Origin of the sequence: Pseudomonas sp. Irchel 3F3 (assembly GCF_900187545.1) — a bacterium.
Lineage (GTDB): Bacteria > Pseudomonadota > Gammaproteobacteria > Pseudomonadales > Pseudomonadaceae > Aquipseudomonas > Aquipseudomonas fortuita.
The window spans coordinates 42068-64935 of record NZ_FYDS01000002.1 but is presented as its reverse complement, the minus strand read 5'-3'; the positions used below and the strand labels follow the sequence as shown (position 1 = coordinate 64935).

The 22868-nt window shown below is 61.5% G+C and carries 18 protein-coding genes and 1 pseudogene; 9 read left to right on the top strand and 10 right to left on the bottom strand.

Annotated features, from left to right (window positions below; genetic code table 11):
• Positions 1 to 159: 159 nt before the first annotated feature.
• The 3 genes from CKW35_RS03780 (at position 160) to CKW35_RS03770 (ending at position 4636) form a co-directional block, all read left to right on the top strand.
• Positions 160 to 447 (top strand): DUF4189 domain-containing protein, encoded by a 288-nt coding sequence (locus CKW35_RS03780; protein ID WP_016487480.1) that lies wholly within the window; start codon positions 160 to 162, stop codon positions 445 to 447.
• 314 nt (positions 448 to 761) lie between these two features.
• Positions 762 to 3752, top strand: coding sequence for a T6SS effector BTH_I2691 family protein (locus tag CKW35_RS03775; protein ID WP_095115139.1), 2991 nt, complete (start codon positions 762 to 764; stop codon positions 3750 to 3752).
• A gap of 2 nt (positions 3753 to 3754) precedes the next feature.
• Positions 3755 to 4636, top strand: a complete 882-nt coding sequence (locus CKW35_RS03770) for a DUF6708 domain-containing protein (protein WP_095115137.1) — start codon at positions 3755 to 3757, stop codon at positions 4634 to 4636.
• Here the strand turns inward: CKW35_RS03770 and CKW35_RS03765 are convergent.
• Together CKW35_RS03765 and CKW35_RS03760 are read right to left on the bottom strand one after the other, a co-directional pair.
• Positions 4623 to 5434, bottom strand: a pseudogene (locus CKW35_RS03765) (class I SAM-dependent methyltransferase). The gene CKW35_RS03770 and the pseudogene CKW35_RS03765 overlap by 14 nt on opposite strands.
• Positions 5435 to 5717: 283 nt before the next feature.
• Positions 5718 to 7904: an OsmC domain/YcaO domain-containing protein gene (locus CKW35_RS03760; RefSeq protein ID WP_095115135.1), complete on the bottom strand. Its 2187-nt coding sequence runs from the start codon at positions 7902 to 7904 to the stop codon at positions 5718 to 5720.
• 343 nt (positions 7905 to 8247) lie between these two features.
• Between CKW35_RS03760 and CKW35_RS03755 the strand changes: the two genes are divergently transcribed.
• The 3 genes from CKW35_RS03755 to CKW35_RS03745 are packed head-to-tail and all read left to right on the top strand — an operon-like array spanning position 8248 to position 12314.
• Positions 8248 to 8703 carry a (2Fe-2S)-binding protein gene (locus CKW35_RS03755; RefSeq protein ID WP_016487486.1) on the top strand — a complete coding sequence of 152 codons (456 nt, stop codon included), beginning with the start codon at positions 8248 to 8250 and terminating at the stop codon, positions 8701 to 8703.
• Positions 8703 to 10952, top strand: coding sequence for a molybdopterin cofactor-binding domain-containing protein (locus CKW35_RS03750; protein WP_095115133.1), 2250 nt, complete (start codon positions 8703 to 8705; stop codon positions 10950 to 10952). Before CKW35_RS03755 ends, CKW35_RS03750 begins: the two co-directional genes overlap by 1 nt.
• Before the next feature lie 18 nt (positions 10953 to 10970).
• Positions 10971 to 12314 (top strand): cytochrome c, encoded by a 1344-nt coding sequence (locus CKW35_RS03745; protein WP_095115131.1) that lies wholly within the window; start codon positions 10971 to 10973, stop codon positions 12312 to 12314.
• A gap of 887 nt (positions 12315 to 13201) precedes the next feature.
• On the opposite strand, the gene CKW35_RS03735 is transcribed toward CKW35_RS03745, so the two are convergent.
• The 4 genes from CKW35_RS03735 to CKW35_RS03720 form a co-directional block, all read right to left on the bottom strand.
• Positions 13202 to 13990 carry an ABC transporter substrate-binding protein gene (locus CKW35_RS03735; protein ID WP_023048921.1) on the bottom strand — a complete coding sequence of 263 codons (789 nt, stop codon included), beginning with the start codon at positions 13988 to 13990 and terminating at the stop codon, positions 13202 to 13204.
• A 170-nt stretch (positions 13991 to 14160) separates the two neighbouring features.
• Complete coding sequence (locus CKW35_RS03730; RefSeq protein WP_016487492.1) at positions 14161 to 14802, bottom strand: LysE family translocator; 642 nt, start codon at positions 14800 to 14802, stop codon at positions 14161 to 14163.
• Between the two features lie 51 nt (positions 14803 to 14853).
• Complete coding sequence (locus CKW35_RS03725; protein ID WP_016487493.1) at positions 14854 to 15051, bottom strand: DUF1289 domain-containing protein; 198 nt, start codon at positions 15049 to 15051, stop codon at positions 14854 to 14856.
• A gap of 8 nt (positions 15052 to 15059) precedes the next feature.
• Complete coding sequence (locus CKW35_RS03720) at positions 15060 to 15377, bottom strand: hypothetical protein (protein ID WP_016487494.1); 318 nt, start codon at positions 15375 to 15377, stop codon at positions 15060 to 15062.
• A 310-nt stretch (positions 15378 to 15687) separates the two neighbouring features.
• Between CKW35_RS03720 and CKW35_RS03715 the strand changes: the two genes are divergently transcribed.
• Positions 15688 to 17436 (top strand): BCCT family transporter, encoded by a 1749-nt coding sequence (locus tag CKW35_RS03715; protein ID WP_060518305.1) that lies wholly within the window; start codon positions 15688 to 15690, stop codon positions 17434 to 17436.
• Positions 17437 to 17564: 128 nt separating this feature from the next.
• Here the strand turns inward: CKW35_RS03715 and CKW35_RS03710 are convergent, their stop codons facing one another.
• Complete coding sequence (locus CKW35_RS03710; protein WP_016487496.1) at positions 17565 to 18044, bottom strand: VOC family protein; 480 nt, start codon at positions 18042 to 18044, stop codon at positions 17565 to 17567.
• Between the two features lie 128 nt (positions 18045 to 18172).
• A complete protein-coding gene (locus tag CKW35_RS03705) occupies positions 18173 to 19516 on the bottom strand; it encodes an OprD family porin (protein WP_095115127.1) in 1344 nt (447 codons plus the stop codon).
• Between the two features lie 271 nt (positions 19517 to 19787).
• Between CKW35_RS03705 and CKW35_RS03700 the strand changes: the two genes are divergently transcribed.
• Positions 19788 to 20438: a TIGR04211 family SH3 domain-containing protein gene (locus tag CKW35_RS03700; protein ID WP_016487498.1), complete on the top strand. Its 651-nt coding sequence runs from the start codon at positions 19788 to 19790 to the stop codon at positions 20436 to 20438.
• A 47-nt stretch (positions 20439 to 20485) separates the two neighbouring features.
• Here CKW35_RS03700 and CKW35_RS03695 read toward each other — a convergent pair whose 3' ends face one another.
• Both CKW35_RS03695 and CKW35_RS03690 read right to left on the bottom strand, forming a co-directional pair.
• On the bottom strand, positions 20486 to 20758 hold the full coding sequence (locus tag CKW35_RS03695; protein WP_016487499.1) for a hypothetical protein: 273 nt from the start codon (positions 20756 to 20758) through the stop codon (positions 20486 to 20488).
• 111 nt (positions 20759 to 20869) lie between these two features.
• Positions 20870 to 21751 (bottom strand): LysR family transcriptional regulator, encoded by an 882-nt coding sequence (locus CKW35_RS03690; RefSeq protein WP_016487500.1) that lies wholly within the window; start codon positions 21749 to 21751, stop codon positions 20870 to 20872.
• A 120-nt stretch (positions 21752 to 21871) separates the two neighbouring features.
• On the opposite strand from CKW35_RS03690, the gene argC reads away from it, so the two are divergent.
• On the top strand, positions 21872 to 22810 hold the full coding sequence (gene argC / locus CKW35_RS03685) for an N-acetyl-gamma-glutamyl-phosphate reductase (protein WP_095115125.1): 939 nt from the start codon (positions 21872 to 21874) through the stop codon (positions 22808 to 22810).
• The last annotated feature ends 58 nt before the right edge of the window (positions 22811 to 22868 follow it).

Sequence of the window (22868 nt, the reverse complement as noted above, 5' to 3'; positions counted from 1 at the left end):
CCTTTTCATTCAGTGACCCAGGGGGCTGATGGGCTTGCGCCATCAGGTGAGCGCAAGGTGCGCTTAGCAAAGGAGCCCCTTCGCGACGCGATAGTTCACCGCTTCGCTACAATGAAATATCCTGCAAGGCATTTGCTGCCAAGCGCAGAAGGGGAACACGTGAGCAGACCAAACGCATACTGGGCCCTGACCACCCTGCTCGCCCTCAGCCTGGCGCTCACCGCTGGTTGCTCCAGCAAAGGCAGCAAGGCGCGCTACGCCACGCCTGCAGTAGGCTCCAACTGCTTCGCCAAAGCCGTACCCACGACTGGCGAAGGCGGCCTGGCCTGGGGCAATACCCTGAGCATTGCGCGGCAAAAATCCATGAACAATTGCATACGCTATGCCGGCCGCTCGGGGGGCGCACCTCGAACTTGCCAAGTAGTGATGGCCAAGTGCAAGAACTGAAAGTTTAACGACCGCCTAATATGTAAGACAACTCCTACAGAAAAGGTCAAACTTTCCACTTATAAAACCACACTCGCGGAACACAAAAACATTCAAATAAAATATTACACTTTCAGCCTCGACCAAGAAGCAGAAATCGAGGCATTGTCTGTCGCCTGAGCCTTAACAAGCCGATCGTTTTTTCATCTCCTGAAACAAGGAAGATATTTCCTACAGCATTAGCCTCAGCCAACTCTTCCAGTCGTTATTTGCACTGGAACAGGCCGTTCTACGCGTTTGGTCTGAAAAGACTGCTCTCTGAGCAAGGAACTCGCATGAGCAATTCTTCCGTTAGCAGCGCCACTTCCGGTCCCGCCTGTACTGCACGCATCCCCATCCTGCCAGTGCGCTATGCCATCGTGCCACGCACCGGCGACACGCCCGCCTGCCGCTATGCCAGTGCGGGTTTCAATTTGGAACAAAGCTTCCCCCCGCTGCAACACTCTGCCTACACCCTGCGCGCTTTGCGCCCGGGTTATGTCTACGTGTTCATGAAAGGTCCGAAGGGCGAAAAGCTGGTCATCCATGAGTACGTTGGCGCGGGTCTTTACAAGGAACTGAGTTACAAAGGGCTGGAAAACTACCACCTGCGTGATCGCTATCTCTCCAGCCGCAGCATGGGCTGGGTGTGGGCCGATACCTGCCCCGATACCGCCAGGCAAGTGTGGATCGGCTACAGCCCCCACCTGTGGACCAACGCCGTGACCGCCCGCATCACCGGTTCATCAGCCCTGCGCAAACGGCATATGCGCCAGCTGGACATGGCCGAACTGATCGCCAGCAACCAGGCGCCATCCACCCAGCCCCATGTGTTGCCGGTCAGTGCCCTGCAAACCTGGGTCGAAGACTTCAAGCCAACCGAACGGCGCATGCCGCTGACCTGGAGCAGCGACCCGATCACCGAAACCTTGCCTATCGGCAACCTGGTCGCCGTGGCACGTCACTACCCCTGGACCCAACCGAAGGTACCGGTGGTAGTAGCACTCGCCGACGCCGAAGGCATGGCCCTGGACCTGAGCCTGTCGGTCTCGGCCTACCAGCATCAAATGCGCGACCTGATGCCCGCCGAGCAACTGGCACACACAAAACCCGCGCAACCTCCCGAGCAGGAACCCGTGCCGGCGTGCTACCGCCTGGATGCCGAGCAACTGAGCGTGCACAGCCGCGATTTTCACCATCGCAACCTGGTGGGCATGCTGCTGAACAAGACGCTGGAAAGCATGTACCCGGCCGATGCGCCTTCATCGGAACTGGCCGCGTTCAGGCTGGGCACGGAGCGGCGTGGCCCTGCGCTGTCTGCGGCCGAGTCACATTTCCAGGCCCTCACCCATGAGGATTACTCCCCCAACGGCGCGCGCCTGGCAAAGCGCATCGATATCGCCAAATACCGGCATTTCCTCGCCGAGCGCGATGAACTGGAACGGCGTATGGCAGTCCTGCGCAACCTGGCGTTGCAAGCGAGCAATGATCATGATGCCTGGCTGGCCACTGCCGAATCGCAACATATCGACAACCCCCACAGCCTGGCAGCCGCACTGGCGTGTTACGACCGCGACGAACGCACCTCCGCCCGCGGCCTGGAAATCTCGCTGGCTTTGCTGATTCACCCGATGGGCCAGCCGACACCCGGCACCGAAGAGCATGACCGACGCTTCAAACGCCTGGAGCAATGGTTGGACCAGCACGACAGCCCGCTTTACACCGCCTTGGCGCCGTTCAATCCGTTCAAGGACAAGGCGGATTCGACCGGCTTTTTGTTCGGTGCCAGCGACAACGTGATCGAAGGATTGGTGGGTCGCTTCCCGGCCATGGCCGACATCACCGACCTTACCGCCCAGGCGGTCAATACCGTAGTGCTCAAGCGCCTGCGCGGGCAAACCCGCTGGGATGCCAGTCATGGCCTGCGTCAGCAGGTGCTGTTGGCGGCGCGGGAGGCGAATGCCGAGAAGGCGTTGGGGCTGTTGGCAGCGCGCTATCGAATCACCGAACAGGCCATCACGGAAAATCCATTCAGCCAGGAGGCACAGAAGTATTTGAAGAGCGGCATGGCGCAGGTTGAGGAAATGAAACAACTGCGCATCTCGGGTAGCCGGACAATATCGATAGAACTGACCACCACTGCGCGAGTGAAGCCCAACTTTCTCGGGTTGCTCACCTCGGGCGGTGGGGGTGGTTTGAACGCGGGGATGCTGTGGTTCAACATCTTATCGCTGAAGACGGCCTATAACAGCCTGCAAAAGAACGATGCACCGGAATACACCTTGGGCTTTGCTTCATCGATTTTTGGGGTGATCGGTGCAGCGGCGGCGACGATGGTCAGCGTGCGAGCTACGCAGAAGGCTGTAATGCTGAAATTGAGTCCGACCGCACCAGGCATGGCCTTTGGCAATGGGATCATGAAGTTTTTAAGCAGTAATCTCTACGCACGCTTAGTGGGATACCCCGCTATAATTAGCGGATTAACTTCTGACATATTCAAGTCGCAGCGGCAGCGCACTTATGGCGACCAAATTGCAGCCCGATACACAATGGCTGGCGGAGTAACGATGGCCGCTGGCTCAATCGTCGTACTTGAAGCCGGACTGTCAATTGCAGGTGTTACTTCGTTTGTACCGTTCGCCGGATGGGCCGCGGCTGCACTTGTCCTGGTGGGAGTAGCCATCATTGCAGGAGGGCTGTACCTTCACGCCAAGGCACATGAGCGGCAGCACAGCCCGATAGAACTTTGGGCTGCACGTTGCGTGTTCGGCAATCGCATCAACGACGGAGAGATGCACGCTGGAATTAACTTGGACTACGAAAATAGACTTCCTGCTTTTGCTTCGCTAAAAACCGAAATCAAAGCTTGGTACAACGAACACTACGGCCCTAAACTACTCTCCGCCGAGCAGGCCCTGTCACTCGGTATAACTAAAGTCGATACCCGATGGCATCAAGATCATCTCTGGTCTCCGCCAAACTGGACCTCTATCACACATAACGAAGTAGCCACACCTCAACCAAGTGTCGAGTTCACAGTGCTACTGCCTGGCTTCAGGCTAGGCGTAAGCGAATGGTCAGGGAGCTTGAGCGCGCTCCGTGACGGCCAAGGAATGGACGTTTTCCCAATCGCCCCAACCGGCCACATCGTAGGTGCTGGTTTGGTTCTACATTTTGAGAACACGCTAACCAACCAAAATCATGTCTCACTGCATCTCGCCTACAGCGCCAATCAGGGGTTGGACGAAGACAATGAGACCCTGTCGATTTTTCGTTTGGAACGCTGATCATGACAACCATCTGGTTATTCAATTCAACGTCAGATTCAGGGCACAAAGCCGCTATTGGCGGTCAACTTTTAAAAGCATGTGAAAACAACCTATGCTTAAGAAACCCGTGGGTAACAGATTCTGTTTTCATGGGAAAATTGTACTGCGCATCGATTCTGATAGTAATGATCGGCATCTACCCTTCCTCTTTCTTTTCAAGTGACGCCTGGAATCCGCACACATTTGACCCAATACTTACTATCGGATTCGCACTCACCCCATTCATATTCCTCCCCTTCCTCATCTACCGAATATTTCTCATAAAGGGCTTATCTAACATCTACCTCAACCGATCAACACGAAAGTTTTACTATCAACGACTGAACAGGGTATTGGTTTTTGATTGGGATAATATGGGCGGGGGTATTTTCAAGCGTGTTGAGTTTGGCGGTTCATCCTTCAGCACCAGCTACGCCCTCGCCTTCGCCCCTCGCCGAGCGGATGGCAGCCTCCACCAAGAAGACTGCCTCTGGGTCGACAGCAACGAACCCACCGAGCCCGGGGTCAGACACGTCGCCGAAGTGTGGGAGTACCTCCGCCATTTCATGAACCACGGTCCGGACAAGCTTCCGCCTCCCGGCGAGCCCAATTGGTGGCACAAGCCACTCTACGCCATCTGCCTGACCCCGGCTGAAGCCTGGCGCCACTATGCCCCCTGGCGTACCGGCGAGCCCGGTGAAATGCAGGGCAAGAAAAACTGGCAACTGCCGTTCTGGGCTGTGTTGTTCCCCTACAACCTAACGGTCGCGATCGCTTGGTACTTCGTCTGCAAGCTTTTCAATGTCCGTGCAGCCCCCCCACCCGCGGAGGCATTGGAAGGAGCGCCTGCTAGCCCCGAATGACCACCACCTCAATGTATTCACTCGGCACCACCAACGATGAAGGTCCAGCGACGTTGTTCTCCTCCAGCAATTTGGTCAGATCCCGCTCCAGCGCACTGGCCGCCTCTGGCTCCAATGAGGCAAACGCCTTGTGTACCGGCCCATACCAGGTGCGGAACACCTCGATGAAATGCGCCGCCGAGCGATAGCGGAAGTTGAACTGCTGACGACTGACTTTCAGTTCGCCGAGCGCCCCTTCGAACATCACGCGCAACTGCTCCTCATCGCCCCATCGCGAAGGCGGCAAGGCACCGGGGGGTGGCGGCACATGCCGGCTTAGCATTTTGAACATCAGCCCGACAAAGCCTTGCGGGGTCCAGTTGGCCAGGCCGATGCGGCCACCGGGCCGGCACACCCGGACCAGCTCGCGTGCGGCCTGCGCCTGATCAGGGGCGAACATCACGCCGAAGGTGGAAAGCACGGCATCGAAGGTACCGTCGGCAAACGGCAACGCTTCGGCATCGGCCGCCTGGAACAACACATTCAAGTGCTCGGCCCGCGCCCGCTCTTCGCCTCGCTTGAGCAATTCGGGCACATAGTCGGTGGAGGTGACGCGACAGCCGCGGCGGGCAGCGGCCAAGGTGGCGTTGCCGTTGCCGGCAGCAACGTCCAGCACCTGCTCGTCCCAGCGCAAGTCGCAGGCCTCGGCCAGGCGTTCGCCAACCAGTTGCAGGGTGGTGCCGATTACCGCGTAGTCACCGCTGGCCCAGGCGGCTGCTGACGGGCTTTAAGGGCGTTGGTGTCCAAAGGGGTGCTCATGGTCTGCGCCTTCTTGTTGTGCGCGGCCGAGGTCCTTCTGGCGGTTAACGCGCCATATATTGGGGGAAGAAAAAATTACGCGCCTTTCAAGCGAAGCGGAAAGACGCTTTGGGGATAGCGCCAGGTTCAAAGTGCTATATGAGAGCTGCTGACCCAATCGCCGGCTAGCCAGCCCCATCAAGTTCAGCACAACGCTCAAGAACGGTGCAGTACCTGTGGGAGCTGGCTTGCCGGCGATGAGGGCGGTACAGCCAGCACAAAATAACGAGTGGGACCGCAGCTCTCAGGCGAATTTGGCCCGGGCCGCATGGAGCTTCTTGTAGCTGTCGATCAGGCGCAGGTGGCGGTCGAGGCCTTCGAGCTTCATGCTGGTCGGAGTCAGGCCATGGAAACGCACGCTGCCGTTCACCGAACCCAGCACCGCGTCCATGCGTGCATTCCCGAACATGCGGCGGAAGTTGGCTTCATAGTCATCCAGCTGCAGTTCGTCATCCAGCTGCACTTCCAGCACCACGTTCAGCGCCTGGTAGAACAGGCCGCGTTCGACGGTGTTGTCGTTGAACTGCAGGAACGCCTCGACCAGCTCCTTGGCATCCTCGAAACGCTGCACCGCCAGGCAAATCAGCAGTTTCAGCTCGAGAATGGTCAACTGACCCCACACGGTGTTCTCGTCGAACTCCACACCAATCAGCGTGGTGATGGTGGTGTAGTCATCCACATCGCAGTTGTCCAGGCGCTTGAGCAACAACTTCAGGGAGCGACTGTCGAGGCTGTGCAGGTTGAGGATGTCGGCACGGAACGACAAGGCGCGGTTGGTGTTGTCCCAGATAAGGTCCTCGACCGGGTAGATTTCCGAGTAGCCCGGCACGATGATGCGGCAAGCCGTGGCACCGAGGTTGTCGTACACCGCCATGTACACCTCCTTGCCCAGCGCTTCGAGGATGCCGAACAGGGTAGCGGCTTCCTGCTGGTTGGAATCCTCGCCGTGGCCGGAGAAGTCCCACTCCACAAATTCGAAGTCGGCCTTGGCGCTGAAGAAGCGCCACGACACCACGCCGCTTGAGTCGATGAAGTGCTCGACAAAGTTGTTCGGCTCGGTCAGCGCATGGCTTTCGAAGGTCGGCTGCGGCAGGTCGTTGAGGCCTTCGAAGCTGCGCCCCTGCAGCAATTCGGTGAGGCTGCGCTCCAGCGCCACCTCCAGGCTCGGGTGAGCGCCGAACGAGGCAAATACGCCGCCGGTGCGCGGGTTCATCAGCGTCACGCACATGACCGGGAACTCGCCCCCCAGCGAAGCATCCTTGACCAGCACCGGGAAGCCCTGCTCTTCAAGGCCCTGGATGCCGGCGACGATCGCCGGGTACTTGGCCAGCACGTCCTGCGGCACATCCGGCAGGCACAGCTCACCTTCGAGGATTTCGCGCTTCACCGCACGCTCGAAGATTTCCGACAGGCACTGTACCTGCGCCTCGGCCAGGGTATTGCCGGCGCTCATGCCATTGCTGAGGAACAGGTTCTCGATCAGGTTGGACGGGAAGTACACCACCTGCTGGTCGGACTGGCGCACGAACGGCAGCGAGCAGATGCCCCGGGCGGTGTTACCCGAGTTGGTGTCATACAGGTGCGAACCACGCAGCTCACCGTCCGGGTTGTAGATTTCCAGGCAATGCTCGTCGAGGATCTCGGCCGGCAGCGCGTCGCGCGGGCCAGGCTTGAACCACTGCTCGTTCGGGTAATGCACGAACGGCGCGTTGGCCAGCTCTTCGCCCCAGAACTGGTCGTTGTAGAAGAAGTTGCAGTTCAGGCGCTCGATGAATTCGCCCAGCGCCGAGGCCAGCGCCGCCTCCTTGGTGGCGCCCTTGCCGTTGGTGAAGCACATCGGCGACTGCGCATCGCGCACGTGCAGCGACCACACATTGGGCACAATGTTACGCCACGAAGCGATCTCGATCTTCATCCCCAGCCCCGCGAGGATGCCCGACATGTTGGCGATGGTCTGCTCCAGCGGCAGGTCCTTGCCGGGGATGTAGGTGCTGGTGTCTGCCACCGGCATCAACAGGCCCTGGGCATCGGCATCAAGGTTGTCGACCACTTCGATCACGAACTCAGGGCCAGTCTGCACAACCTTCTTGACCGTGCAGCGGTCGATGGAGCGCAGGATGCCTTGGCGGTCCTTGTCGGAAATGTCCTCGGGCAGCTCGACCTGAATCTTGAAGATCTGGTTGTAGCGGTTTTCCGGATCGACGATGTTGTTCTGCGACAGGCGAATGTTTTCGGTTGGGATGTCGCGGGCCTGGCAGTACAGCTTGACGAAGTAAGCCGCGCACAAGGCCGAAGACGCCAGGAAATAGTCGAACGGGCCTGGGGCCGAACCATCGCCTTTGTAGCGGATCGGTTGGTCGGCGATCACCGTGAAGTCATCGAACTTGGCTTCGAGACGGAGATTGTCGAGAAAATTGACCTTGATTTCCATGCGGGATTACCGTGATTTAAGCGTGTAAAACGAAATTGGCCGGCATTATCCGGGTTTTTACGCCAGAAGTCCTGTTTGCCTGCCTGGCCCCTCGCCGGCAAGCCAGCGCCCACAGGGACTGCATATCTTTCAACTCTTACGCCGACCTGTGGGCGCTGGCTTGCCGGCGATGGCGCCAGTACAGGCTTGCGTATTCCGCCGGATTGCTTGCCTGATCCTCTGAACCTGGCCCAACCACCAGACCAGCGGTCACACCGCTGTGCTAGCTTTTCTGCACTGGGGAACAACGTATTCCCCGCATAGAAAAACATGGCAACAGCAACCGATGACTGGCAGGTGAACCATGGAACTACGCATTAACCAGCAGACCTACCAGGTCGAGGCGGACGCCGACACGCCCTTGCTGTGGGTGATCCGCGATGATCTGGGGCTGACCGGCACCAAGTATGGCTGCGGCCTGGCCCAGTGCGGCGCCTGTTCGGTACTGGTGGACGGCAACGTAGTACGCGCTTGCGTCACCCCGGTGGCCGGTGTGGTGGGGCGCGAGGTCACCACCATAGAGGCCATCGAAGCCGATGCCGTTGGCAAGCGGGTGGTTGCGGCCTGGGTCGAGCACCAGGTGGCACAGTGCGGCTATTGTCAGTCCGGCCAGGTAATGGCCGCCACGGCGTTGTTAAAGCACACCCCCAAGCCAAGCGACGCGCAAATCGACGCGGCCATGGTCAACCTGTGCCGCTGCGGCACCTACAACGCCATTCACGCTGCCGTGCATGACCTGGCGCAAGGGGAGCAGGCCTGATGAATACGCCCGTAGAGACCCCTGCCGAACTGCTCAGGCTGCAACTGGGCGAGACAGTCAATTTGTCGCGCCGGCGCTTTCTTGCCGGCACGGCTGTCGGTGCCCTGGTGCTGGGTTTCGGCCTGCCAATGGGGTCGGGCCGTGTGCAGGCAGCGGTTGCAGCCACCCCGGAACGCGGTACCCAGGTGCCCGCTTTTCTGGAGATTCGCCCAGACGGCACGGTACGCCTGCTCAGCCCCTTTATGGAAGGCGGGCAAGGCCCCTTCACCGCCATGGCGCAAATTGTGGGTGAAGAGCTGGATGTCGACCCCGTCAATTTCGTGGTCGATAGCGCACCACCGGGCGAAGCTTACGTGGTGATGGAAAACGGCATGCGCATCACCGGTGGCAGCATGTCGGTGCGCATGAGCTACCCGACCATGCGCCGCCTGGGTGCCCTTGCCCGGGCCATGCTGCTGCAGGCCGGCGCCGAACAACTGGGCGTGTCGGTCGACGAACTCTCGACCACGCCAGGAAACGTGGTACATACCACGACGGGGCGTTCGATACCCTACGGTGACCTCGCCGGGCGCGCCATGGACCTGCCGGTACCTGACCCGGCCAGCGTCAAGCTGCGTGACCCCAGCCAGTTCCGCTGGATCGGCAAGCCCGTTCGCCGCCTGGATGCCTACGACAAGTCCACCGGCAAGGCACAGTACTGCATCGACATAAAGGTCGACGGCATGCTGCACGCCGCCGTGCAACACGCACCACGTCTGGGCATGACCGTGGGCAGCGTGCGCAACGAAGATCAGGTCAAGGCCATGAAAGGCGTGCACTCCGTGCACCAACTGCCGGGCGCAGTGGCCGTGGTTGCCGAGCGTTGGTGGCACGCAAAGCGTGCGGTAGAGGCGATTCAGGTGGACTGGAAAGAGCCGGCCGCCGACAGCAACGTGCGACCGATGCCGGCCGACTTCTCCAGCGACGCATGGCGGGAACACCTCGCCAACGTCGAGGGCCCGGCGCGGGACGAAGAAAACGAAGGCGATATCGCTGGCGCCCTGAGCAATGCCAAGACCAAGGTCGAGGCCAGCTACCACAACCAGTACCTGAACCATGCCCAGCTCGAGCCACCGTCCGCCCTCGCCCGCTTCAACCCGGACGGCAGCCTGGACGTCTGGCTGCCCAACCAGGCCCCGGACATGTTCCGTGATGACATTGCCAAGCGTACCGGCCTGGAACCTGCGCAAATCAACCTGCACTCGCCGCTGCTGGGCGGTTTCTTTGGCCGCCACTTCCTGTACGACTCGGCCAACCCCTACCCGCAGGCCATTGCCTTGGCCAAAGCGGTTGGCCGGCCGGTAAAACTCATCTGGAGCCGCGAAGAGGAATTCCTGCGTGATGTGCTGCGCCCGGTTGCAGTGGTGAAATTCCGCGCCGGGCTGGATGCCGATGGCATGCCAGTGGCCCTCGAAGCGGTCAGCGCCACCGAAGGCCCAACCGAGGCTCTTGCTGGCAAGCAAGGGGAAAAGATCGACCCGACCGCGGTTGAGGGACTATCAGGCAAGTCGTACGCCATCGCCAACAAGCGCATTGCCCAGATCTACGTCAAAGGCCCGGCCATGCTCGGCTACTGGCGCTCGGTGGGTAACTCGTTGAACGACTTCTTCTATGAATCCTTCCTCGATGAACTGGCAGACAAAGGCGGCAAGGACCCGTTCGAACTGCGCCTGCACCTGCTGCGCGACAACCCGCGCCTGACCACCCTGCTGAACGCGGTCGCCGAGCTGTCCGGTGGCTGGAAACGTGGGCCCTTCACTGCCGAGGATGGCAGCAAACGGGCACGCGGCGTGGCAATGGCCTCACCCTTTGGCTCGGAAGCGGCAGTCATTGCCGAGGTGTCGATCGAGAACGGCCAGGTCAAGGTGCACGACATCTGGCAGGCCATCGACCCGGGTAGCATCGTCAACCCGGCGATCATCGAACACCAGGTCAACGGCGCAGTTGCCCTTGGCCTGTCGCAGACGCTGGTGGAAGAAGCGGTCTATGTGGATGGCAAGCCGCGCGCACGCAACTACGACCTGTACCCGATCCTGCCGCCCTCACGCATGGCACGGGTGCATGTACGCATTGTCGAAAGCGGGGCGAAGATGGGCGGTATCGGCGAGCCACCGCTACCCGCTGTAGCCCCGGCTGTGGCCAACGCGGTCGCGCAGCTTACCGGCCAGCGCGTGCGTAGCCTGCCACTGAGCCGCCATACCTTCAGCTGACTGCACAAGGGAAGCCCGATGACCCATCGTTTCGCAAGAACCGCTGGCTGGCTGGCGCTGCCGTGCCTTGTCGCGGCAGGCCTGCTGGCCTGGTATGTGACCCGCGAGCCGGCCTCGCCGTTTGCCGACGCACAGGCCACTGCCGCTGACCCGGCCCTGATCAGCCGCGGCGAGTACGTCGCCCGCCTCAGCGACTGCGTGGCCTGCCACAGCCTGCCGGACGGCAAGCCGTTCGCGGGTGGACTGGAAATGGCCACCCCGCTGGGGGCCATCCACGCCACCAACATCACCCCCGACCGCGACAGCGGTATCGGCAGCTACAGCCTGGCCGATTTCGACCGTGCCGTACGCCAGGGTGTCGCCCCTGGTGGCAGGCGGCTGTACCCGGCCATGCCCTACCCGTCCTACGCCAAGCTTAGCGATGATGATGTCAGGGCGTTGTATGCGTTTTTCATGCACAACGTGCAACCCGCCCGGCAGGCCAATCTGCCCAGCGACATTCCCTGGCCGCTGAACCTGCGCTGGCCCATTGCCTTATGGAATGGCCTGTTCGCCGCCACCTCGCCATACGCCGACAAGCCCGGCCAGGATGCGCAGTGGAACCGGGGGGCCTACATCGTCCAGGGCCCAGGTCACTGCGGCAGCTGCCACACCCCACGCGGCCTGGCGTTCAACGAAAAGGCCCTGGATGAAGGCGGCAAACCCTTCCTGGCCGGCGCCCTGCTCGACGGCTGGTACGCACCGAGCCTGCGCGCCGACCCTAACACCGGGCTGGGGCGCTGGAGCGAGGCAGAAATCGCGCAGTTCCTGAAAACCGGGCGCAACCGGCATGCCGTGGTGTTCGGCTCGATGACTGAGGCGTTCAACAACTCCACGCAATTCATGCATGACGATGACCTGGCCGCCATTGCCCATTACCTGAAATCACTGCCCGGCGATCCACAGCGTGACGGCGCGCCATGGCAGTACCGGGTCGAATCGGCAGCGGCACGGCTCGACAGCCCGGGGGCGCACACCTATGTGACCCGCTGCGCGTCTTGCCACGGCCTGGACGGCAAAGGCCAAGCCGAGTGGATGCCGCCATTGGCAGGGGCCACCTCGGCACTGGCCAGGGAGAACGCCTCAGCGATCAATATCACCCTCAATGGTTCGCAGCGGGTGGTGGCTGCCGGGGTGCCGGATGCCTATCGCATGCCAGCTTTCCGCCAGCAGTTGAGTGACCAGGAGATTGCCGAAGTGCTGAGTTTTGTGCGTACGGCCTGGGGCAACCAGGGTGGTGCGGTGGATGCGCAGGCGGTAGGCAAGTTGCGTGGTCATACCGACCCAGCCAGCAGCAGCCCGATCATCTTGCATATGCGCTGAATTGACGTGGTTCTTGCACCGGCCTCTTCGCGGGCGCGCCCGCTCCCATCGGACAAACTCTGATTTGATTTAGCGGTGACTTTGTGGGAGTGGGCTTGCCCCGCGAAACCCGGCGCAGGCGGGCCATGCATCGTGTCGCCTGCTTCGCGGGGCAAGCCCGCTCCCGCAATGGCACTTGCCCCCTGCGCGACAGCGCAGCCCAACTGATTTACTGATTTAGCAATGACTTTGTGGGAGCGGGCTTGTCCCGCGAACCCCGGCGCAGCCGGGGCCATCCATCGCGTCGCCTGCTTCGCGGGGCAAGCCCGCTCCCACAATGGCACTTGCTCCCTGCGCGACAGCGCAGCCCAACTGATTTACTGATTTAGCGGTGACTTTGTGGGAGTGGGCTTGCCTCGCGAAACCCGGCGCAGCCGGGCCATGCATCGTGTCGCCTGCTTCCCGGGGCAAGCCCGCTCCCACAATGGCACTTGTCCCTGCGCGACAGCGCAGCCCAACTGATTTACTGATTTAGCAGTGACTTTGTGGGAGCGGGCTTGTCCCGCGAACCCCGGCGCAGCCGGGGCCATCCATCGCGTCGCCTGCTTCGCGGGGCAAGCCCGCTCCCACAACGGCACTTGTTCCCTACGCGACAGCGCAGCCCAACTGATTTACTGATTTAGCAATGACTTTGTGGGAGCGGGCTTGTCCCGCGAACCCCGGCGCAGCCGGGGCCATGCATCGCGTCGCCTGCTTCGCGGGGCAAGCCCGCTCCCACAATGGCACTTGTTCTCTACGCGGCAGCGCAACCTAACTGATTTGCTGATTTAGCGGTGACTTTGTGGGAGCAACTGCCTTGTTCAATTTCTAGAATCTAGCGCGGTCCCTGCAGGTACGTGCCAGGGCTGTTACTGCCACCGCTCCAGGTTCTGCTTCAGCAGTTGCTCAGGCAGCGCCCCGCCAACGACCTTCGCCATCTCCCGCGCCAGCGCCTCACGCAGCTGTGGCTTGTTGCAGGGCGATTCATGTGACATAGCCAGGTACAACCCTTCACTGGATACAGGCGGCTGCAACACCTGCACGGTATCAGTGATACCCAACGTGCGGGCCAGCGCCATCCCGGGGTACTGCTCGTACACCACGTAGTCACTGCGCTTGTGCATCAGCTTCTCGAACGCCTGCCGGGCACCGGGCACCGCTTCCAGGGTGAGGTTTGCCTGGGCATATTCATCGAACTGCTGGCCATGGCTGTTGTTGACCAGGGTCCCGCCTTTGCGGCCCTTGAGGTCTGCCCATTGATGGTAGGCAAAGGCATTGTCCTGGCGTACCCAGACTACGCTCGGGGTGTGCAGGAATGGCGGGGCGACAAAGTCCATCTGTTGCTGCCGGGCGTGGGTGATGAAATACCCGGCCAGCAGGTCGATCCGGCCTGTGCGGACTTCTTCTTGGGCACGCGACCAAGGCCCACCGTACACCACCTCGATTTCCAGCCCCAGCTGCTTGCCCAGGTATTTGAGCAGGTCGGCGTTGGCACCGATCAGTTGCCGAGGGTTCTGCGGATCGCGCCATAGGTAAGGTGGATACTCAGGGTTACCGGTAGCGGTCAGCCGTCGGCAGGGCTCTTGCGCTGCGCCCGGAAAAGCCAGCAACAGGCAAGGCAACAACAGCAAGGCTTGACGCAAGCAACGCTCGATCATCTACAACCCTCGGCACATGGAACCTCTGGCGACCCGGCGAAGCGGCCAAAGGCCGCCACGCCCTGTGCTCGAACGCAGCATTGGTCTGCGCGTGCTTTAAACAGTCTGGACCAGGAACGCTTGGAGCCGCGGCCTTTTATCGCTCAGCAACGAACCGGCCGAGCAACGCCTCAGGCGCCCTGCCGACGCATTGCCAGAATCGCCGCGCCAAAGCCGATAAAGGTGGTACCCACCACGCGGCTCACCCAGCGTGACATCGACGGCCGGGTCAGTACGCCCTTGGCCCGAGCGGCCAGTGCGGCATACAAGCTCAGAGATGCAAGCGACAAGCTCACGAAAATCCCGGTCAGGGTCAGAAACTGCGGCAACAACGCCGCCCCTTGGTCGATGAACTGCGGGAACAGCGCGGTGAAAAACATGGTCGCCTTGGGGTTGGTCACTGCTGTGAGGAAAGCCGATTTGTACAACTTCAGCGGTGTGGGCCGCACCTTGACAGCCCCCTCAGCAGCGCCCTGCTCCAGCATCGGGTTCTTTTTCAGCAACTGCCGCGCACCGAGGTAGAACAGGTAACCTGCCCCCAGGATCTTCACAGCGTTGAACAGTACTTCGGAGCTGGCCAGCAAGGCGCCCAGCCCAAGCATGGCCGCAGCCGACAGGCAGAACAGGCCCGAGCCATTGCCCAGCGACGACCAGATCGCACTGCGCTGGCCGTGGGCAAGGCTGTTGTTGATGGCCATCAGGGTGGCAGGACCGGGGCTGGCAATCGCGATGGCGGCGACCAGGGTAAACGCAAACAGCGAGTGAGCATCCATTTTCAGGCTCTTCAAGCAGATCAGGGTAGGCCGTGCGCAGGGCACGCAGGTTCAGTCATTCTGCCGCTTGGCTGCCTTCTTGGCGATAGCTTTCATCCGCGTCGCCGCGCGCTGCACCGTGGCCATCTTTTCCGGGCGTTTCATGCCCCGCCATTTGCGAATTTCGTCGCGGGTGCGACCACAGCTCACGCACAGCTCGCTGTTGAGCTGGCATAACGAGACGCAGGGGTTATCGATGTCTTTGGCCATGCCACCACTCAGCCGGCCATGTCTGCCCGTGCTCGTTCGACGGCACTGTCAAACACCTCGCGCAGCTCTTGAGCCTTGGCCTTGCTGACCGACCTGGCATCCAGCAGTTCATCGATCACCCGAATGCACTGGCCCTTGGCGGTGTCCAGTTGCTCGGCGTCGGAGGCGTCAGCGATATCACCCAGATAAGGAGCGATGAGGTACACGTAACGGTCCTGCAGCTTGAGCGCTGCCAGCGCGTCGAGGGCTTTCTGGAACCGGTCGGCGGCGGCAGGGCTCATGCTCAATTTATCGAAATGAATCAGGCTCACACGGTCAGTGGCCATTGACGAATCTCCGTTTCCTGGTGCGGCCTGGCCCACGGGCAGCAGCGCTTCTACGGTGCTCGGATGTGCAGGCCAGGGTAATGCCAACAGGGTACCAGAACGCGGGGCAGAAAGGGCCATCGCCCCCAGAACTAAAAGTATTTGGCAGGTCGCGCAATGGACGCCCCAGGACGTTTACGGGACAGGCACAGCGGTTTCGGGCACTGGATAATCGGCCGGCAATCTCCCCGCCGAGGCCGTCATCGAACTCGGTAGCCCACACAACAACAAGCCTGCGCGTCCAGGTAATCCTCAAAGGGCCTCAACATTCATGGCAAAGGAACACATCACCGAAACACTCGACCTTGGCGTGACGGACCCCTCGAAAACCGCAGAAGCCCGCCAGGACAGGCATTTCGAGGGCAAGCTCGACTGGATCGTCTTTGGTTTTACCAGCCTCCTGGCTGTCGCGTTCGTCCTCTGGGGCTTCCTCAACCAGGCCAGCCTCGCCAGCAGCGCCTCCAGCGCGCAGTCCTGGGTCATTCTCAACTTCGGCTGGTTCTTCGTGCTCACCTCCACACTTTTCGTGGTATTCGTGCTGTGGCTGGCTGCCAGCCGTTATGGCCGGGTGCCACTGGGTCGTGATGGCGAACAGCCAGAATTCCGCACGGTGTCCTGGGTGGCAATGATGTTCAGTGCCGGCATGGGCATCGGCCTGATGTTCTTTGGCGTTGCCGAGCCGCTGTCGCACTATGTGACGCCGCCCCCCGGCTCGGCCACCGGGCAGACCAGCGAGGCGATGCAGGTGGCCATGGCCACCACCCTGTTCCACTGGACGCTGCACCCCTGGGCCATGTACGCCATCGTGGGCCTGGTGATTGCCTACGGTACCTACCGCCGCGGCCGCTCGCAGCTGATTTCTGCGGCCTTCCGGCCGTTGATCGGCAAGCACGCCAACGGCCCCCTCGGCCGCCTGATCGACATGATGGCGATCTTCGCCACGCTTTTCGGCTCGGCGGCCTCGCTGGGCCTGGGTGCGCTGCAGATTGCCGGCGGGCTGGAATACAACGGCTGGGTCGAAAGCCCCGGCAAGCTGTTCTACATCGCCATCATCACCCTGCTGACCATTGCCTTCGTCACCTCGGCGGTGTCCGGTGTCGGCAAGGGCATCCAGTGGCTGTCCAACACCAACATGGTGCTGGCACTGGTGCTGGCAGCGTTCGTGTTCATGGTCGGCCCTACCCTGCTCATGCTCAACCTGCTGCCGACCTCGATCGGTATCTACATCAAGATGCTGCCCGAAATGATGGCCCGCACCAACGCCAGTGGCGGCGATCAGATGAACAGCTGGCTGGCCGGCTGGACCGTGTTCTACTGGGCCTGGTGGATTTCCTGGACACCGTTCGTAGGCATGTTTATCGCCCGCATCAGCCGTGGTCGTACCATCCGCCAGTTCGTCACCGGCGTGCTGCTGGTGCCCAGCCTGGTCAGCCTGGTGTGGTTCACCATTTTTGGCGGTGCTTCCATCGATGCCCTGCGCGAAGGCGCCTTCCAGCTGGCCAACGGTGCAGTCAACAGCAACCACGCGCTGTACCAGCTGCTCGACAGCTACCCGCTGGCATCGGCCTCCTCGGTACTGGTGATGATCCTGGTGGGCATCTTCTTTGTCTCCGGTGCCGATGCGGCGTCACTGGTGATGGGCACGCTGTCGGAACACGGCACCACCGCACCCTCGCGGCGCACGGTGATTTTCTGGGGCGCGCTCACCGGAACGGTGGCAGCGATCATGCTGGCGATCGGCGACCCGAGCGACCCTGGCGAGGCGCTGACCGGGCTGCAGAACCTGACCATCGTCGTGGCCTTGCCCTTTGTCGTGGTGATGGTGCTGCTGTGCCTGGCGTTGTACCGCGACCTGCGCAAAGACCCGATGATGCTGCGCCACCTGCGCGGCAACGAGCTGATCGAAAAGGCGGTGTTGTACGGGGCTGTGAAACATGGTGAGGAGTTCTACATCGTGGTACAGGAGAAGAAGGCTTCGGTGAAAGTGGCAGCAGCAGCGAGCGAGGTGTCCGAAACCTGACACGCTAGCCTCGCGCTTCACCGCTTGATTCGGGGGCCGCCACTTGGATCCAGAAAAAACGGCCCCCTCGATCAACGATAGATCGCCCAACCAAGCCGATAACCAAAGGGCAGCAAACAGATGAGGGATCACCCCTTCAATGCTGCTGCAATCTTGGCCACATCGATCTTGCCCATCTGCATCATGGCCTCGAACGCCCGCTTTGCCGCAGCGCGGTCAGGGTGGCCGATGGCCTCTATCAGAATACGGGGGGTGATCTGCCAGGAAATCCCCCATTTGTCCTTGCACCAGCCACAAACGCTGGCCTCGCCACCGTTTGCGATAATCGCCTCCCACAAACGGTCGGTTTCGGCTTGGTCTTCGGTACTGACCTGGAATGAAAACGCCTCAGAATGCTTGAACGTAGCGCCGCCATTAAGCCCCACACAGGGTATGCCCATGACGGTGAATTCGACGGTAATGACATCGCCCTCCTTGCCCGAGGGGTAGTCTGCCGGGGCCTTGTGCAGTGCGATCAACTTGCTGTCCGGGAAAATGCTGGCATAGAAGTTGGCAGCCTGCTCGGCATCATTGTCGTACCAGAGGCAGAGGGTGTTCTTGGCAGTCATGGCCTTGCTCCATGAAGGGTATGAACCCTTGAGTCTAGCCGCACCCTTGAGCGCAAAAAAAAGCGCCCCGCACGGAGCGCCAAAACATCCACCCAAACCAAAGGAGCAGCAAGGCTACCCAGGTGAATTCACAGGACCGACAACGGGTACTCCACGATCAGCCGCACCTCGTCCAGGTCCGACTCGAACGCCGTGGCCCGGGTGGTAGCCTGGCGTACGCGCAACGACAGGTCCTTGGCTGCGCCGGTCTGCACCGCGTACTTGACCTCGATGTCACGCTCCCAGCGCTTCTGGTCGGTCAGCGGGTTGCCGTCGGCATCGCGGCGCATGTAGAAGGCGTTGGCATTGGAATAGTCGGCGTCGGTGCCTTTGCCATAACGCGTCATGAACGACAGCCCGGGAATACCATAGGCGGCGATGTTCAGGTCATAGCGCAGCATCCACGAACGCTCCTTGGGCGAGTTGAAATCGCTGTACTGGATGGAGTTGTCGAGGAAGATCGAGTCGGATTGGCGCAGGTAGTCGAAATCATCGTCGCCATTGTTGCGCTGGTGAGTCAGCGCCAGGGTGTGGGCGCCGAAGCGCACCCCCAGTTTGGCGCTCCAGATGTTGTTGTCGAAGGCGCCCAGGCGCTGCTGCCCTTCATCAACGGCTTTGTAATAGTTGAAGCCGCCAATCAGCGCCAGCTCATCACTCAGGGGCCAGCTCAGGCTGGTGCCGGCGTAATACTGATTCCACACATCCTTGAGCCGGCTGCTGAACAGGCTGACACTGACATAATCGTTCAGCGTATAGTCACCGCCGCCGTAGGCGATCCATGGCGAATCGACCGGGCCGCCGTAGAAGGTCATGAAGTTCTCCCGCAGGTCACTGGACACCGGCTGGCTCATGGCATGCAGGCGCCCGGCCTGCAGAACAAGGTCCTTGATGCTGGTATTCTCCAGGGTCACGCCCCGGAAGCTTTCCGGCAGCAGCCGTGAGTCGCCAGCGGCCACCACCGGGTTAGCAGGGAACACATCGCCTACCTTCAGCACCGTGTCGTACAGGCGCACCTTGGCGGCACCACCGAATTTGGTGTACTTGTCACGGGCCTGACCGTCGTGGTCTACCGGCAAAACATCGAACGAACTGCGCCCGCCATTGCGGCCGCCCCCGGTGTCCAGTTTGAGGCCGAGCATGGCGAACGCATCCAAGCCAACGCCTACGGTGCCCTGGGTGAAACCTGACTCGAAACGGGCAATGACAGCATGCGCCCAAGCTTCGGAATAGCCGTTATCAGGTTGTTTGCCGGGGTTGCGCGTGGGGGCTGCGGCATCGCGGTTGTCGCGGTTGAAGTAGAAGTTGCGGTTGAGCACGCTGAGCGTGCTGCCCTCGGCAAAACCCTGCGCGGGTTCGTCCGACGCCATCGCCAGGTTGCCGACGCCGGAGAGCGCCATGCACGCAGCCAGTTTCAGGGGTGATCTGCAGGTCATCCGATGCTCCTTGTACGTCGTCTTTATAGTGGTGTCGGCTGGCCGAGATTGACGGCCGGCAGATAACGGCAAGGTGATCGGCGCATTACAATTGCGTCATCGGCGGCGAAGCGCTGGGAGGGCGAGTTCTGCAACATCCTGCAGATATTTCCGACATCAGGTAGTGAACCTGCTGACAAAAAAAGGGTCATTGGCTGACGGTCAACTCACCGACCGGTTCATCGGCCCAGTCACCGGGCCTACTTTTGTCCTGTTTCAGCGAAGACCCAACATGCCCGAATCCCGCCCAACCGCTTTCGTCCTCCCTGCCCTGCGCGGCGGCCTGATTGCCGCCCTGGTGGCCCTTGCCGCGCCGGTGCACGCCGAAGAGCCCGCCAGCGACGCACGCTGGGTCAGCGACAGCCTGAGCACCTATGTGCGCAGCGGCCCCACCGACGGCCACCGCATTGTCGGTACCCTGAAGTCCGGGCAACCGCTGACCCTGCTCGGTACTCAGGGCAATTACAGCCAGGTGCGTGGGCAGAATGGCGATGTGGTATGGATACTCAGCAACGACTTGCAGGCGGTGCCGGGCCAGAACGAGCGCCTGCCGCAGCTCGATGCCCAGGTGGCAGACCTGACAGGGCAGTTGAAAACCATCGATGACAGCTGGAAGAGCCGCGTACAGGGCATGCAGGAAACCCTCGACTCACGGAAAAAGCTGATCGACGAACTGGAGGCGCGCAACAAAGCGCTGAACGAGCAGCTCGACGAGAGCCAGTCGACCCTGCGCGATACCCAGGCGCGCCTGGGTGACGAGAACAAGCAGGTGATGATGCGCTACATGGTGTATGGCGGCAGCATTGCCGGCGCGGGCTTGCTGGCGGGGCTGATCTTGCCGGCACTGACCCGGGGGCGCAGGAAGAACGACCGCTGGTTCTGACGCACCGGCCTTTTCGCGGTCCTATCCGCGAAAAGGCCGATAGGGGCTTACTTGCTACGTGCCTTGTTATAGATGGTCTTGGCTTGGTCCGCCGACGCCTGACACTGAGCCATGTCCCCCTTGCTCTGGGCCTCCTTTGCGTTTTGCAGGTGGACTTTGAAATCATGGGCCATGCCGCCATGCATCGCCTGGCCACTCGCTTTGTGGAAGTCCTCGAGTTCCTTGATCTTGGCTGCACAGTTGCTTGCCGGGTCAGCATGGGCGGCAACACTCAATACTGAAGCAATCACCAGTAAAGGTATGCATTTCATAGGCTTCATGGAACGTTCTCCTGGAAAACCGTGGGGTTCGTCGAGGTGTATTCGGCTCGACGCAGCAAAAAGCATAGTTGGCCATCACCTGCAGCGCAGCGCTTCAGCCCAGCGGTAAACCTACTGCCGCAACCGCTCCAATGCTTGCAACACATACCCCGTGGCCCGTTCCACCTGCCCCTCCCGACAGGCAATACCCAATTGCCGCCACAACCCTGGTCGCAGGGGCCGGCGCGCAATCCGCCGGTCCAACTCGCCTGCCTCGCCTTCCTGCGGCAACAACGTCGCCCCATACCCGGCGCCGACCAGGCTTTTGATCGCATCGTTGTAATTCAGCTCGATCCGCGGCTCGGGGTAAAACCCCGCTGCCGCGAACCATTCCCCGGTAACCCGTGACAGCTGGGTACTGCTGTCGTTGAGAATCAACGACCGCTGCGCCAGCCAGGCCGGCGTGACCTTCGCCGGCGGCTGCCAGTCGGCCGGTACGTAGGCCAGGATCGGGTCGCGCCGCCAGGGGGTAACAGTCAGCCCCTTGCCGGCCACCTGCGGCAAGGCCACCAGGCCGATATCCAGCGTCCCCTCACGCAATCGACCCAGCGACGCCTGGGATGTCAGCACTTGTACCTGCACGTCGATCCCCGGGTGGTCCACACGCAGGTGCTCCAGCGCCTGTGGCAGTAGGTGGGCGATAGCACCGGTAGACGCGCCAAGGCGTACCCGGCCAGTCAGCCCCTCAACCTGACGGCGCACTTCGTCCAGCGCCAGGTCGGCGTCGGCCAGCAGGCGCCGGGCACGGGCCAGCAGCGTTTCACCAATGGCCGTGGGGCGCACCTGGCCGCGGGCGCGACCAAGCAACGGGGCGCCGATACGTGCTTCCAGTTCGGCCACATGCAGGCTGATGGTGGGCGCTGCCAGGTTGAGCTGGCGGGCGGCCTCGGCAAAAGAACCCAGGTCGGCGATGGCCACCAGGGTGCGGAGGCGGTCGAGGCTGATTTCGCGCATGGTCAGTACCGGCCTGAGTGACGTGTTCAGAAAAACTGAATGTAACCGTCATCATATTCAAATTTTCATTATCAAAGCCATAGGCGAGCATAGGCCATCCTTACCCAACCGGACCCGAACATGCACACTCCTGTTGTCTTCATCGACGGCGACCAAGGCACAACCGGCCTGCAGATCCATGCTCGCCTGCAAGGCCGCAGCGACCTGCACCTGCTCACCCTGCCCGAGGCTGAGCGCAAAGACCTGCGGCGCCGCCGCGAGGCAATCAACAGCGCCGACATCGCCCTGCTGTGCCTGCCCGACGATGCCGCCCGCGAGGCCGTGGCGACGATCCACAACCCCAAGGTGCGGGTGATCGACGCCAGCTCCGCGCACCGCACCACCCCCGGCTGGGTCTATGGCCTGCCGGAACTCGACGAGCAGCAAGCCGAGCGCATCGCCCGAAGCACGCGTGTCAGCAACCCGGGCTGCTACCCCACTGGCGCCATCACCCTGCTCCGCCCCCTGGTCAAGGCCGGGTTGCTGCCAGCCGACTACCCACTGGGCATACATGCCATTTCTGGCTACTCCGGCGGTGGCCGCGCGGCGGTCGAGCGCCACGAAACCAGTACCGGCAATGCCCCGGCCCTGCAACTGTATGGGCTGGAGCTGGCACACAAGCACGTACCCGAAATCCAGCAACACGCCGGGCTGTCGGCGCGGCCGATGTTCATGCCCGGCTACGGTGCCTACCGCCAGGGCATCGTGCTGAGTATCCCGCTGCAATTGCGCCTGCTGCCCGGCCAGGTCAGCGCCGAACAGCTGCAGGCCTGCCTGGAACAGCATTACCAGGGTGCCCGCCACGTCCAGGTTATGCCGCTGCATCAGCAAGGCACAGCCGCCAACCTTGACCCCGAAGCATTGAACGACAGCAACGACCTGCGCCTGGCGCTGTATGCCAACCCCGAGCATGGCCAGGTGCTGCTTACCGCGGTGTTCGACAACCTGGGCAAAGGCGCCTCCGGTGCGGCCGTGCAAAACCTCGACCTGATGCTCGGTGCATTACAGCAACAAGGCTGACACGGCAAAACCGGTTAAACTGTACAGCCCGCGCCAACCTGGCCCGGGCTGTATTCCC